At 52.7% G+C, this 14,991-nt stretch carries 12 protein-coding genes; all 12 read right to left on the reverse strand.

Translation table 11 applies throughout. The features are described from left to right. Positions 1–55: 55 nt before the first annotated feature. The 12 genes from FGS84_RS14925 to FGS84_RS14980 all read right to left on the reverse strand — a co-directional run bounded on the left by FGS84_RS14925 (position 56) and on the right by FGS84_RS14980 (position 14,750). Positions 56–1,771, reverse strand: coding sequence for a GGDEF domain-containing protein (locus FGS84_RS14925; RefSeq protein ID WP_138309341.1), 1,716 nt, complete (start codon positions 1,769–1,771; stop codon positions 56–58). A 301-nt stretch (positions 1,772–2,072) separates the two neighbouring features. Continuing rightward, entirely contained in the window at positions 2,073–3,116 is a 1,044-nt protein-coding gene (locus FGS84_RS14930; protein ID WP_138309342.1) for an NAD(P)-dependent alcohol dehydrogenase, read from the reverse strand. Positions 3,117–3,140: 24 nt separating this feature from the next. Continuing rightward, positions 3,141–4,625 carry a glycerol kinase gene (locus FGS84_RS14935; RefSeq protein WP_138309343.1) on the reverse strand — a complete coding sequence of 495 codons (1,485 nt, stop codon included), beginning with the start codon at positions 4,623–4,625 and terminating at the stop codon, positions 3,141–3,143. Positions 4,626–4,653: 28 nt separating this feature from the next. After that, a complete protein-coding gene (locus FGS84_RS14940) occupies positions 4,654–5,592 on the reverse strand; it encodes a transketolase C-terminal domain-containing protein (protein ID WP_138309344.1) in 939 nt (312 codons plus the stop codon). Next, the gene (locus FGS84_RS14945; RefSeq protein WP_138309345.1) at positions 5,585–6,418 is read right to left on the reverse strand and encodes a transketolase; all 834 of its coding nucleotides are present in this window, start codon (positions 6,416–6,418) and stop codon (positions 5,585–5,587) included. Before FGS84_RS14945 ends, FGS84_RS14940 begins: the two co-directional genes overlap by 8 nt. A gap of 13 nt (positions 6,419–6,431) precedes the next feature. Next, positions 6,432–7,388, reverse strand: coding sequence for an ABC transporter permease (locus tag FGS84_RS14950; RefSeq protein WP_138309346.1), 957 nt, complete (start codon positions 7,386–7,388; stop codon positions 6,432–6,434). A 5-nt stretch (positions 7,389–7,393) separates the two neighbouring features. Beyond that, complete coding sequence (locus tag FGS84_RS14955) at positions 7,394–8,911, reverse strand: sugar ABC transporter ATP-binding protein (protein WP_138309347.1); 1,518 nt, start codon at positions 8,909–8,911, stop codon at positions 7,394–7,396. Between the two features lie 123 nt (positions 8,912–9,034). Continuing rightward, positions 9,035–10,099 (reverse strand): sugar ABC transporter substrate-binding protein, encoded by a 1,065-nt coding sequence (locus tag FGS84_RS14960; protein ID WP_138309348.1) that lies wholly within the window; start codon positions 10,097–10,099, stop codon positions 9,035–9,037. Between the two features lie 330 nt (positions 10,100–10,429). After that, positions 10,430–11,446, reverse strand: a complete 1,017-nt coding sequence (locus FGS84_RS14965; protein ID WP_138309349.1) for a LacI family DNA-binding transcriptional regulator — start codon at positions 11,444–11,446, stop codon at positions 10,430–10,432. A gap of 87 nt (positions 11,447–11,533) precedes the next feature. Further along, positions 11,534–12,070, reverse strand: coding sequence for an anaerobic ribonucleoside-triphosphate reductase activating protein (nrdG, locus tag FGS84_RS14970; RefSeq protein WP_138309350.1), 537 nt, complete (start codon positions 12,068–12,070; stop codon positions 11,534–11,536). Position 12,071: 1 nt separating this feature from the next. Continuing rightward, on the reverse strand, positions 12,072–14,231 hold the full coding sequence (gene nrdD / locus FGS84_RS14975) for an anaerobic ribonucleoside-triphosphate reductase (protein ID WP_138309351.1): 2,160 nt from the start codon (positions 14,229–14,231) through the stop codon (positions 12,072–12,074). Between the two features lie 279 nt (positions 14,232–14,510). Continuing rightward, a complete protein-coding gene (locus FGS84_RS14980; protein ID WP_138309352.1) occupies positions 14,511–14,750 on the reverse strand; it encodes a hypothetical protein in 240 nt (79 codons plus the stop codon). Between the last annotated feature and the right edge of the window lie 241 nt (positions 14,751–14,991).

A 14,991-nucleotide genomic window follows, 5' to 3' on the forward strand; every position in this document is an offset into this window, starting at 1 on the left:
GCATCCAGGACCGGCTGCAGCCCCGCATGAGGATTACTAAAAACACCGCCCCATCCTATAACAAATCCGAATAAAATGCAAATCCATTCTTGCCCTTGCGCTTCACTGCATATGCCGCCTTATCCGCTTTTTCCACCAGGGAGGCAACATTTATCCCATCAGCCGGATACATAGCTATGCCGATGCTGCATGTGACGGAAAAATCCTGGAAATCCCTGTCCATCACGCTGCGGACAGAGGTGCATATTCTCTGGACACACTGGCGCACACCGGCAGGCGAGCTGACCGGATGGAGCAGGGCAATGAACTCGTCCCCTCCCACGCGCCCGCTTAAATCAGAGGCCCTCAGTGTCTTTTTAAGGACCCCGGCCACCTCCTGAAGCATCAAATCCCCCTTGATATGGCCCAGGGTGTCGTTAATCACCTTAAAATTGTCTAAATCCATAAACAGAATCGCAGCTGTCCCATCCTCCCCTTCCAGACGTTCTGAAATCATCTCCTTTACCGCCTGGTTGTAGAGGCCCGTAAGAGGGTCGGTCTGCGCCTGCATGAGAGCCCTTTGCAGCAGTTTGTTCTGCCGCCTCTGTTCCAGATAAATGTCTGTGACATCGGTCCTTGTCATCAGCACCATCTGGCTCTCTTTATCATAGTAAAGATACTGCAGCCTCTTGCGGGTATATCCGCGTTCAGCGTCCATGACGCCGCAGTAAAAGTTGTGTTCCCCTGTCCGGTCCAGCTCCTCCAGTACGCGGCTGATGCGCATCTCCCGGATTGCCAGCTCCTGGTCCTCCGGGGCTATGTACTTCCTTACATATATTTCAATGGCCTTCTCATAATCATCGCAGTGTTCAGGCGGAAGAGGCGTGCCGTCTCCCTTGCTGCTGAACATGACATAGCTGTTGTTCCTGGCATTGAGATAGATAAAATAGTCGCAGTGGCTGTAGACATACCGCTCCACGATTCCCTTCAGCAGATGCTGTTCGCTGGTATCCCGCATGGCCAGGTATACCTTGTCCGGCATGTCCTCCTGCCTGAACAGCATGGCGTTGACCTCCGCCCACCGGAAGTTCTCTCCATCCTGGGAATACCGGACCTCCAGGGACATGTTCTTATGCCCGTATCCCCACACCTCCCGCATATGCTTAAGGGAAAAGGTACCTGCAAATATATCCCTGTCCCCTGGGTAAATAACCGTACTGCACAAATATCCTATCATCCGTCCCCACTTAAAGGAGCGCAGCGCCAAATCCGGCATGGGGATGCACTGGATGATTGTCCCGATTCCCTGGTCCAGGTCCAGTTGCGCAATCCCGATATAGGCATCCAGGAACACACCGAACAAATCACGGTTCAGCTGCATAAGTCTGGCGGCATTGCGGCTTTCAATATCCACGGTGTAAAACAGCGCCTTATCCCTGCCGCAGGCGTCATTGGAAAAAAGAATGCCTCTGACCCAGCTTTCCCGTCCGTCCGGCTGCTTTCTCCGGAATTCCGCCTGTTTCCTGATTTTATGGCTGCAAACCTCATCCAGGCTCTGGGGGCTGAACAATGCCAGGAAACCGGCCCTGTCCTCCTCATGGACAAATGCCTCCGCCGCTGCCCGGACCTCCATATCTCCTGTTTCGGAAACCGCAGCACCCTTTCCCGGAGTCAGAAAAATAGGCTTAAGAGTCCCTTCCGCCCCATCCACCTCAAAGAATTCATCATAGGCATCCTCCAGGACAAATGCATATTGCTCCATTTTCACCGGGTCCACTACCACATGATTCATATTCATTCCCTCCCGGCGGCCGTGTGCACTGCCGTCTCTTTCGTTCTGAACTGTATCATATGTATTCTATCATCATCCCCACCCTCCGTCAATGACCCGGCGGCCGGGATTGGCAAAAGGCGGATGCGGTACGGCGGGCGCCAAACGCAATACGGCGAACCCGGATACCGGGGCCTTATGCCAGATATATAAAATAAACAAAAAGATGCTTCCGCCAGGAGGGCATCCCCAGCGGAAACATCCGGTTATATGTATCCTGCACCATATATTCTGTTTTATCATTCCTCTCCTGCTGCATCCGTTACATCTTGATGACTGCCTTGATTACCTCGTCCTTGTGGTTCAGGCTGTAATCCACGCCCTCGATGACATCCTTAAAATCAAAGGTATGGGATACGATTTTCTTAAGAGGGATAAGCCCCTTGCTGACAGCGCTGATGGCAGAGGGGTACAGGTTGCGGTAACGGTACACCGAGTAAACAGTTCCCTCCATGGCATTCAGCGTGGCTATATCCAGTTCCAGAACCGGCTCAGGGGAAACACCCACAAGGGTAATCTTACCTGCCCTCTTAATCAGGCGGCATGTCTGAAGGGTGGTGGCGCGGTTTCCGGCGCACTCATAGACCTGGTCCACGCCGCCGCCCGGAAGGGTTTTCACAAACTCCTCTATGTTTTCATTCCTGCTGTTAAATACCCTGGCAGCCCCCAGCTCCATGGCTTTTTCCAGACGCTTATCCAGCACATCCGCCACATATACCTCGCTGACTCCCCTTGCCTTTAGGGACATGAGGGTGACCAGTCCGATACACCCCGCCCCCAGTACCACTGCTGTCTCGCCCAGCTTTGCACCCGACAGTTCGCACGCGTGCATTCCCACTGCCAGGGGTTCCATCAGGCCGCCCTCCATGGTGGATACATTGTCCGGAAGCTTGAAGGTCATGCTGGCCGCATGGGTGCAGTACTCGGAAAACACCCCGTCCTTCTCGCCGGGAATAGCCATAAACCGTACGGACCTGCAGAGGTTGTAGTGCCCCTTAAGGCAGTCCTCACAGTGACCGCAGGGAACCCCCGGCTCCAGGGCCACCCGGTCCCCAATCTCAAAACCAGTCACGCCTTCACCGATTGCGCTCACCACTCCGCCCGGCTCATGGCCCAGGACCAGGGGGCCCTCCGGCACCCAGTTGGCCAGGCGGCCCTCTGAGTAAAAATGCAGGTCGGAGCCGCACACGCCCACATACTCCAGTTTAATCTGAAGCTCCCCCGGGCCTGGCTGGGGAATCTCCCGTTCCCTCCACTCCATTTTCTTTTTACCTGTCATAACTGCTACTTTCATTGTTCCTTCCATCTCTTAGCCCTTCTTTCATTATGATTATTTTCTGGTCAGTACGCTTTCCACCGCATGTTTCCAGCCTTCATGCTTTCTCTGCATGACAGCACGGTCCATCCCCGGCTCAAACACGCTGCGCTTCATTTTCCCGAAAATGCTTTTGTCAAAGAATCCCAGTGCCAGACCGGCTGCATAGGCTGCCCCGATGCCCGACAGTTCCTCTGCATCCGGCACAAGGACCCGGATATCCAGTATATCGCTCTGGAACTGCATCAGGCAGCGGTTCCTGGTGGGGCCTCCGTCCACCCGGAGCTCTTCAATCTGAATCCCCGCATCCCGGCTCATGGCGCCCACCACATCTGCAATCTGATAGGCAATACACTCCAGACCGGCCTTCACCAGCTCCGCTCTTCTGGTTTTGCGGGTAATTCCCACAATAGCGGCCTTTGCCTCGCTGTCCCAGTAGGGAGCCCCCATGCCAGTAAACGCAGGCACCAGATAGGTGGTATCCTCCCCGCTGGCCTGCCCGGCAAGCTCCTCTGTCTCAGAGGCAGAGGATATGAGCTTTAAATCATCCTTCAGCCAGGTAATCACAGCCCCTGTATAGTTGATATTTCCCTCCAGCACATAGTTCACCCTGCCGTCCATGCCCCAGGCCAGGGAGGTAACCACGCCATGGGTGCTTATGACAGGCTTGCTGCCAATATTCATCATGATGGAGGAACCTGTGCCGTATGTGGTCTTAATCATTCCTTTTTCAAGACAGCCCTGGCCGAACAGGGCGCCGTGGGAATCCCCCAGCACGCCGTGGATGGGAATGGGCTCGTCGAAATATCCCTCAAAGTCCGTATCCCCGAACCACGCATTGGAATCGCATACCCTGGGCAGGGCGTCCATGGGAATTCCAAACAGGCTGCACAGCCCCTCATCCCATTTCAGGCTGTGAATATTGAACAGCTGGGTCCTGGAGGCATTGGAGTAATCCGTCAGGAACGATGTTCCCCCTGTCAGCCGGTAGACCAGGTAGCTGTCCACGGTTCCCAGGCACAATTGGCCCTCGGCCGCTTTTTGGGGCGCTTCCTTCACATGTTCCATAAACCACGCCAGCTTGGAGGCAGGGAAATAGGGGGACAGGTTGATTCCTGTTGTCCGGCGCACCCATTCCGCTTTTCCCGATTCCTCCACCCGGGCGCAGATATCCTTTGCCCTGGAGCACTGCCATACAATGGCGTCCGCCAGGGGACGGCCCTTTGTCCTGTCCCAGACAGCCGAAGTCTCCCTCTGGTTGCTGATTCCCAGTCCGGCCACCTGGCTCTTGTGAATCCCGGCCTTTTCAATCACATCCCTCACCACCTTAAGGGTGTTGGCATAGATTTCATTTAAATCATGGGAAACCCAGCCTGCCTCGTTGATAATCTGCCGGTGGGGCAGGTCCCCGCGGCATATCAGGTTTCCTCCCCTGTCAAACAGCAGGGCCTTGGTTCCCTGGGTACTCTGGTCAACCGATAAAAGATACTGTTTATCCATTTTTTCTCCCTTCCGCCCGGTCCTCCGCTTAAAGCCGCCCCAGAAGCTCCTGCACCGTACCGGCAATCCCCTGGCCCGTAAGGCCGTAGTGTTCAAACACCTGGTCCGATGTGCCGGTGATTACAGGTTCGTCCGGAAGGCTGAGATTTACCACCATCCTGGGACAGCATGCGGATACCACCTGGCTTACCCTGGAACCCAGCCCGCCGAAGGGAGCGTGTTCTTCCACGGTCACCACCAGCCTGGCGCCCCAGGCAGCCTCTCTGACCGCTTCCCCGTCCAGGGGCTTCACGCAGTACATATCCATCACGCCGGCGCTGATTCCGGATTTCCCAAGGAGCCTCCCGGCGTCCAACGCAGGCTTCACCATCTCGCCGCAGGCAATGATTGCCACATCACTTCCCCTGGAAAGCACTGTGGCCTTATCCATGACAAAGGGTACATTTGCCTCCTCATAGATATCCTCCACCGCATTCCTGCCCACACGGATATAGGCAGGCTTATCATCCTTTAGCAGCGCCTTCACCAGACAGGCTGTCTGGAAACGGTCGCTGGGCAGATATACCCTCATATTGGGGATGGCCGACAGGGCCGCTATGTCCTGGGCCGAATGATGGCTCATGCCCAGCGCTCCATAGCTGATGCCTCCGCTGATGCCGATAAGCTTTACATTGGTGTTGGAATAAGCTGCATCCACCTTAATCTGTTCGTAGCTTCTGGTACTGAGGAAACAGGCCGGGGAAGCAGCAAAGGGCTTCTTGCCGCATTTTGCAAGTCCGGCGGACACGCTGACCAGGTTCTGCTCTGCAATTCCCATCTCCACAAACTGGTCCGGATAGGCATCCGCAAAAGGCGTCAGGGATGCTGACCCCCTGGAATCACTGCACAGCACCACAATATCCCGGTCCTCCTTCGCAGCCTCCATCAGCGTATCGCAGATGGCCTTTCTGTTGGGTATCTTATTCATGAAGCAGGGCCTCCTTCCTTTTTTCAAAATCGCGGATGATTTCATTATATTCCTCCGGCGTTGGAACCTTGTGATGCCAACCGGCCTTATTCTCCATCACAGGAGAGCCGCAGCCCTTTACCGTGTTTGCAATGAGTACAGCCGGTTTTCCCTTTACAGTCTTTGCTTCCTCAAAGGCAGCGTCCAGCTGGTCAATGTCGTTTCCGTCCGTCACGTCAATCACGTGCCACCCAAAGCTGCAAAACCGCTCATGCAAATCATCGTGGCCCATAACATCCTCCGTACACCCTGAAATCTGCAGCCGGTTTCTGTCCACCACGGCGCACAGGTTATCCAGATGATAATGGCTGGCTGCCATGGCTCCCTCCCACACAGAGCCCTCTGCCAGTTCCCCGTCCCCCATGACCACATAGACGCGGTAGTCCTTCCGGTCCATCTTTCCCGCCATGGCCATTCCCACGCACACAGGCAGGCCATGGCCCAGGGAGCCTGAGTTCATCTCAATTCCAGGCAGCTTGTTGTTGGGATGTCCTATGAATTCGGAGCCGAACCTGCTGAAGGTGGCGATAACCTCTTCTATAGGAAAGAATCCTTTTTCTGCCAATACCGCATAGTAGCTTTCCACGGAATGCCCCTTGCTGAGCACAAAACGGTCGCGGGTGTCATGGTCCTGGTTCTCAGGGCTTATGTTCATCTGTTTCATATACAGCTCCACCAGTATCTCCATGACACTCATATCGCCTCCGATATGTCCTCCCTTTCCCGCGACAATCATATCCAGTACATGTTTCCTCAAGTCATATGAAAGGACCTTAAGTTCGTTCATTCCTTTTCCCCCTTTATTTTACCGACTTCCTGAACCGGTCAAGACCCACTGCCAGCAAAAGGACCACGCCCATGCAGACCTGCTGCCAGTATGTGTTTACATTCAGGATGGTAAGCCCATTCTGGAGTACGGAGATGAAAATGGCTCCAATCAGGGTTCCCACCATGCTTCCGATGCCGCCCTTTGTCAGGCTGGCGCCGCCAATGACAGCGGCGGCAATTGCATACATCTCATAGGACTGGCCTGCAATGGGCTGGCCTGAATTCAGACGTCCCATGTACACGATGCCGCTGAGCGCGGCGCAGAAGCCCGACAGCACAAAGGCTGCCAATGTAACCCGTTTCACGTTGATGCCGGAGAGCCTTGCAGATTCTGAATTATCGCCCACCGCACAAACCTTGCGGCCCGCCGTGGTCTTCTGCAGGGCCACGTGCCCTATAATATAGACAATGGCAATGAGCCAGACAATATTGGGTATGTAGAGTATGCTTCCCATGGCAAAGCTGGTCATGCCCTGGGGAAGGCCCACCACTGCCTGGCCTCCCGTATACAGGTACGCCATTCCCCTGAACAGCCACATGGTGGAAAGGGTCACGATGAAGGGAGGAAATCCCAGATAAGCCACCAGGCTGCCGTTGAACAGTCCCAGCAGGATACCGGTCAGCAGCACCGCCGTGATGCCCAGTCCCACATTGCCTGTCTTTACCATAAGGGTGGCGCCCACACAGGAGGACAACGCAAGGGAGGCGCCCACGGAAATGTCAATGTTTCCGGAAATGATTACATAGGTCATGCCCACCGCAATAATGGCATTGGTGCCGCTCTGAATCAGTATGTTCCTGATATTGCTGGGGGTAAGGAATATGTTGCTGAGAGCGGTAAACACCACTACCAGGATGACAAGCCCCAGAACGGTTCCCAGGCTTCCTGTCAAAAGTTTTTTCAATGAAATATTCTTAGCTTTATCCACTGCATTTACCTTCCCTTCGTCGTAATGTGCCTGAGCACATTGTTCTGTTCTATCTCTTCCGCTTCCAATTCACCGGTTATCTGGCCCTTGGACATGACGATGATACGGTCGCTGACCGACACCAGCTCATTGACCTCAGAAGAAATGACAATGGCCGCTTTCCCCTTCTGGGCCGCAAAATCCCTGATTAGCTGGTGTATCTCTGCCTTAGCGGCCACGTCAATGCCCCTTGTGGGCTCATCAAAGATGAGAAGGTTGCAGCCCGCGTGGAGCCATTTGGCAATGGCCACCTTCTGCTGGTTTCCCCCGCTTAAATTTACCACCTGGGTGGCGGATGTGCCCTTGGTCTTAAGCATCTTTATGTAACGGTCCGATACCTGCCGGACTTTTTTCCAGTTCATGAATCCGCGGGCGCTGACCGCCCTCATATCACAGTGGATGGTATTTTCCTCTATTTTCAGTCCCAGGGACAGGCCGTCCTCCTTGCGGTTCTCACTCAGGTATCCCAGCCCCGCGTCAATGGCCTGTCTGGTATTCGCAATCCGCCGGACCTTTCCGGAGACTTTAATCACACCGCCCTTTAACGGGTCTGCCCCGCATACCATCCTGGCCAGCTCCGTCCGCTTGGACCCCACCAGTCCTCCGATTCCCAGTACCTCACCCTCATAGACCGTCAGGTTCAGGTCCTGAATAAAACCGCCGTCTGTTATATGCTCCAGCTCCAGAAGGGGAATGCTTCCCGCCTTATCCCGTCTGGTGCGTCCGCCTCCCATGGGCCGGCCCAGCACCTTGCCGCTCATCATCATAATTACATCGTCCGGCGTGCTGGTCTTTACATCGGAGGAGCCCACCAGCTTCCCGTCCCTCATGACGATTGCCCTGTCGCATATCCGGAATATCTCGTCCAGGCGGTGGGATATGTAGATGGTGGTGATTCCCCTGGCCTTTAAGGCTGCAATGATTTCAAATAGCTGCTCCGACTCCTCATGGGTCAGGGAGGTGGTGGGTTCGTCCATGATGAGTACCTTGCAGTCCACGGCCAGTGCCTTGGCTATCTCCACCATCTGCTTTTCCGGCAGGGACAAATCCCCCACCCGGCGCCTTGGGTCAATATGTCCCGCGTTCAGCTTTACCAGCTGCTCCCTGGTATCCCTGTACATCTTCCCGAAATCAATCAGGTTTCCCACCCGCCTGGGCTCATGGGACACATATACATTTTCCATGACATTCATCTCCGACATAAGGCTTAACTCCTGATAGATAATTGCCACGCCAAATCCCCTGGCCTCCAGGGTGGAATACTGTTTGGGAAGGGACCGGCCGTCCAGGATAATGTCCCCGCTGTCCCGTGTATAGGCGCCGCTCAAGATTTTCATCAGCGTGGATTTGCCTGCTCCGTTCTCTCCCATGAGGGCGACGACCTCGCCCTCATAGAAGTCCATGGAAACATCGTCCAGGGCCCTGACACCCGGAAATTCCTTCACAATATGCTTAAACTCCAATATAGGTTTGGAATGTTCCATATCTTACTTCTCCAATCCGCCCGTTTCCGGGGCTGTTCTTCCTGGCTTTCTGCCTGACTGTTCCGCCCGGCTTTCTTCTCCCGGCTTTCTGCCTGCCTTCCTTTTCCCGGCTGTTCCCTGATTTTAATATCCCTTCTCGGTAAGTCCTCTGAGCGGGAACCGTTCTGCCGCGTACTCATAAATGGTCTGGTCCGTGAGCCCGTCCACAAACTGGCCTGTAACCAGTGTACAGTCATAGAGAATTTCCCTGTCATAGTGGTAATCGCTGTTCATGACCAGGGCCGTGGCCAGCTTTACTCCCATGGCGCCCTCGTCCAGGTTTGGAAGAGACACAAACGCATCCAGGTCGCCGTCCATGGTCATGTTCACTGCATCCAGGATTCCGTCATAGCCCACCAGAATTAAATCATCGGCTTTTTTGCCCGCTGCCTTGGCCGCATTGACCATTCCCACTGCCATCTGGTCGTTGCAGGCAAATATGGCTTTCACATTGGGGTTTGCCGTAAGGATGTTGGTTGTGACGTCAGCCGCCTTGTCGCTGGACCACTCTGCTCCCTGTTCCGCAACCACCTTGATTCCCGGGTATTCGGCACATGCCTCCATGAATCCTGCATGGCGGTCAACGCCTGTGGACTGTTCCATAAGCCCTGTGATAATGGCAACCTCGCCTTCTCCGCCCAGCTGCTCGCATATGTACTTGCCTGCCTTGTATGCCCCGGCCACATCGTCGCCGCCCACAAAGGCATCTATAACGCTTGTATCGCTGATTCGCGTATCAAAGTTCACGATTTTAATTCCCGCTTCCCTGGCCTTCCTGATGGCCGGAATCACGCCGTCCGAGCTGGCCGCCGAGACCACGATGGCATCCGCCTTCTTTTCAATGGCCGCCTCAATCATGGACACCTGCTTTTCCAGGTCCACCTCCTCCTGGGGAATGGCAATGGTCAGGTCCACACCCAGGTTATCCGCTGTCTGCTGTGCAAAATCAGATACGGAAATCCACCACGGGTTGTTCAGTGTCTTTCCCACCCAGTAAACGCTGATGCCTTCCTTTTTCTCAGTTCCTGCTTCCGCCTCCCTGGCATTGTCATTGGTGGTGGATGCTGCCTCCAGTCCATTGGACGTACAGGCTGCCAGGCTCAGTGCCGCCATACCGGTCAACAGGATGCTGAATAACCTTTTTTTCATTTTGTTCCTCCTTTTTGATGTGAGAAAACAGTTTATGCACCTATGCTTTATGATTTAACTAAATTTTATTAAGTAATGTATTTGTGCATTATAACCATTTATTCTCTGTGTTTACAGGTTTCATTGTGCTTGTTACACGTAATATAGCAGGTTATTCCCTTGGTGTCAATAGTTTTTGACTAAATTTTAATTAATTTAATTAAATTAAAAACAAAATTTTAACAATTTTTACTTAATAATATTTAGTATATTGTGACTTCTGACAAAAAAAGAGCATATACAGCATTAAATGCCGTACATGCTCTGTCCGTCTTCTGTTTTTGCTTTGTTTTAATCTGTTATTTTTTTCACACTTTCCCGTTTCACCAGACTGGTGCCTATCTCCACCTTCAGGGACTGTTCCCTGCCCTGGTCCAGCCGGGAAATCAGCAGGTCCACGGCAGCCGGTCCGAATATGTCCTTGGGCACATTGATGGTGGTCAGCTGAGGCTCCACCAGGGTGCTGATGGGCCGGTTGTCAAACCCCACCACGGATATGTCCTCCGGAATCCGGTATCCGCACTCCTGCATGGCCCTGATTGCGCTGCACCCAATCAGGTCATTTTCCGCAAAGAATGCCGTGGGAAGGTGTTTGCGGCCCTCCAGGTACTTCTTTACATCCTGTTTCACACCCTCCTCCGAGTACCCCACATCAATGACATACTCCTTGTTGAAGATGCCTCCCAGACTTCTGAGCTTATGCTTAAAGGCACTGTAACGCTCGTCAAAACTGTTGATTCTGACCTTGCTCCGGATATACCCTATCTCCCGGTGCCCCATGGAGCACAGATATGCCACGGCCTTGCTGGTGCCCTGCACATTATTGATGGACACGGCATCCACATCGTTTTCCTGAAAAGAATTGTCCAGGATGGCAAAGGGAATCTGGGAATCCTTAAAAAGCTGAAGGTCGTCATAGTACATTTCCACTGCGAAAATGATGAGCCCCTTATACCCTCCTGATTTTATCTGGTGCTCCTGCTCCGTCCTGGGCATGGTTTTGTTGATGTAGAGGAAGTTAAGGGTATATCCGTAGTGGTTGATGCGGTTATTGATTCCCTCCAGGATATATGTGAAAAAAGGGGACTCATCCACGATGCTCCCCTCCCGTTTATAGACTACGAAACCGATGGAGCCATTATTAATTCTCTGCTCCTTTAACATGTATCCGCAGTCCATTTCCTTTATCTTCTGTATGATTTCCTGACGGCGTTTCTCGCCCACGCCCGGCTTGTTATTTAAAACAAGCGAAACCGTAGCCGTGGACACCCCCAGCATTTCCGCTATGTCTTTTGCTCTCAGCGCCATTTCCGGACCCCCTTTGCCTTGCAGTTAAGTTGATTTTACTAAATTATTAACTAAATTGCAATAGTAAAAGGCATCCCCCATTGTATCTCAGATTCTTCCGTTTCCCATTTCCAGCAGTTTCACGCTCCCGCATTCCAGGGTGGCCTTAAGGTCTATGATGCGCTGGTTGGATGACCCCCTGAAGGGAAGGCTGATATCCTTAAGGGCTTCCACGAAACGCCCGTCCACCAGCACGTCTATCATGGACAGCATCCGGTCCGTATACCCGCACCTGGCCCGGCTGTCCCTTAGAAGGTCTGTTTCCAGGGTGTACCCCGTGTAGCACCAAAGGGTTTTCTGCGGATAACGCTCCCTTACCTTTTCCAGGAAAGGCACCAGCGCCATCTGGTTTTCCGGTTCAAAAGGCTCTCCCCCCAGAAGGGTGAGGCCGTCTATATAATCCGGAGACAGTGCGTCCAGGATTTCCCCCGCGGTCTTTTCTGTAAAAGGGTTCCCGAAACAAAAATCCCACGCCTCCTCATTAAAGCAGCCGGGGCAGTGATGGGTACACCCTGATACGAACAGGGATACCCTCACGCCTGAGCCGTTGGCGATATCATTTTTTTTAATTGTACCGTAATTCATCTTATAAATGGAGCACCCTTTCCTTGATTTCCTGGGTCCTGCCCTGGTTCCAGAACTGGGTTCCGATGTAACCGCATGTCCTTCTGGCCACATTCAGCTTGTTCTCATCCCGGTTGCCGCACTTGGGGCATTCCCATACCAGCTTGCCGCTCTCATCCGTCACAATCTGAATCTCGCCGTCAAACCCGCATTCCTGGCAGAAATCGCTTTTGGTGTTCAGTTCCGCATACATGATATTGTCGTAGATATACCGTATGATTCCCAGCACAGCCGGAATATTGTTCTGCATGTTGGGCACTTCCACGTAGCTGATGGCTCCTCCGGTGGAAAGGGCCTGGAACTGGGACTCAAATTTAAGCTTTGAGAAGGCATCAATTTCCTCGGAAACATTCACATGGTAGCTGTTGGTGATATAGCTTCTGTCCGTCACGCCCTCGATGATGCCAAAGCGCTTCTGAAGGCATTTGGCAAACTTATAGGTGGTGCTCTCTATGGGCGAACCATAGATGCTGAATCCGATGTTTGTCTCGTCCTTCCAGCGGTTGCAGGCCTGATTCATATACTCCATGACCTCCAGGGCAAAAGGAGTGGCCGCCTGGTCTGTATGGGACTTTCCAGTCATATACCTGACACACTCATAGAGTCCTGCATATCCCAGGGAAATGGTGGAATAACCGCCGTAAAGGAGCCGGTCAATGGTCTCCCCCTTCTTAAGCCTTGCCAGGGCGCCGTTCTGCCAGAGAATCGGAGCCGCATCCGACAGGGTGCCCTTCAGACGGTTGTGGCGGCACATCAGGGCACGGTAGCACAGGTCCAGCCTCTCGTCAAATATCTTCCAGAAGGCATCCATATCGCCCCCCGAGGACAGGGCCACGTCCACCAGGTTAATGGTCACCACGCCCTGGTTGAAACGGCCGTAGAATTTATAATTGCCCTCCTGGTCCTTCCAGGGGCTCAGGGCGCTGCGGCAGCCCATGACAGGGAAGCAGTTGCCTTCCTTTAACTCCATCATCTTCTTCTCGGAAATATAGTCGGGGACAAGGCGCTTGGCCGTACATTTCGCAGCCATCTCAGTGAGGTAATAGTACTCGGTTCCCTCGTTGATATTATCCTCCTCCAGCACGTAAATCAGCTTGGGGAATGCCGGTGTAATCCATACGCCTGACTCATTTTTCACTCCCTGGTAGCGCTGCTTCAGAGTCTCCTCGATAATCATGGCCAGGTCCTTTTTCTCCCGTTCATTCTTAGCTTCATTCAGGTACATGAACACGGTCAGGAAGGGAGCCTGTCCGTTGGTTGTCATCAGTGTGATGACCTGATACTGGATGGTCTGGACCCCCTTTGTAACCTCCTTGCGGAGCCTGTTTTCCACCACCTGATGGATGGCTTCCTCAGAAGGCGCACAGCCAAAGGTCTTTACCTCCTCCTGTACCTCCGCGTATATTTTCTTCCTGGATACATCCACAAAAGGAGCCAGGTGGGCCAGGCTGATGCTCTGCCCGCCATACTGGTTGCTGGCTACCTGGGCAATTATCTGGGTGGCAATGTTGCAGGCCGTGGAAAAGCTGTGGGGCTTCTCAATCCTGGTTTCGCTGATAACCGTGCCGTTCTGCAGCATATCCTCCAGGTTCACCAGGTCGCAGTTGTGCATGTGCTGGGCAAAATAATCGGAATCATGGAAATGGATGATACCCTCCTTGTCCGCCTCCACAATGTCCTGGGGCAGGAGCATTCTCTTGGTCAGGTCCTTGCTGACCTCCCCGGCCATGTAATCCCTCTGCACACTGTTGACCGTTGGATTCTTGTTGGAATTTTCCTGCTTCACATCCTCATTATTACACTCAATCAGGGACAGGATGCGGTTGTCCGTTGTATTGGCCTTGCGTATAAGGGAGCGCTGATAACGGTATCTCACGTAGTCCTTTGCAAGCTCAAAGGCGCCGGTGGACATAATCTGGTTCTCCACCATATCCTGGATTTCCTCCACGGACACAGCCCTGTTCAGCTTCTCACACTTGTACTCCACGTAATCCGCAATGTCCTTAATCTGCTCCAGGCTCAGCTTGCTCTTTCCGGCAGCCGTATTGGCCTTTGCCACGGCCACCACTATCTTATTGTTGTCAAAGTCCTCTTCTGCGCCATTCCTCTTAATAATTTTCATCGTCACTACACTCCTTTTATCCAAATGCTCTCCCACGCTGCCTGTCTTCAGGTAAACGGTTTAAAGGCATCTTATCACAAAATATTGGAAAAATCTGTTGCTTGTGCAACAGTATAAGATTTTAACACTAAATGTTGTGTTTTTCAAGAGAAAGTATACGATAAGATGTATTTCAGAAAAATAGGGCAATTGGCTGAAATCCCGGCTGAACCCGGCAATAAGTCTGACAGCAAAAAGGCGCCGCTGAGACACAATAGCTGTACGGCGCCCTTTTCCATCCTATTCCAGATAATGCCCCACCGGAGATGTGTTATACTGCTTCAGTATCTCAATCACAACAGAGCCATCCGGTTCCGCGGATTCGGAAAGTATTTTGTACTGGGTCCTGTTCCGGTCCAGCTGCATCTTGTATTTGTCCACCTCTTCCTTTACCAGCTTTGCCGCCAGCTGATGGTCAATATCCTCCTTCAGCAGAAAATGCAGGGTCTGTCTGATACATGCCGCCTTGATTCTTTTCATCTTGAACACCTTCCTTTTTATTCTATACATTTTCATTCTATAACACTCTATATCAATGCACCAGTGCACTAATATCCGCCCTTGAACCAACAAAAAAAGACCTATCCCACTCAGCGAATTTGAGCGAAACAAGTCTTCCCGTTTACCCCGAAAATTACTAGCAGAGATTGATAAATTCCCTTGTTGTAAAGCTTCTTTTCACGGTATATTATAGCAGATTTTTTTGTTTTTCGTAAGCGGA

This window comes from Clostridium sp. 1001271st1 H5, from assembly GCF_005845215.1.
Taxonomy (GTDB): Bacteria; Bacillota; Clostridia; order Lachnospirales; family Lachnospiraceae; genus Enterocloster.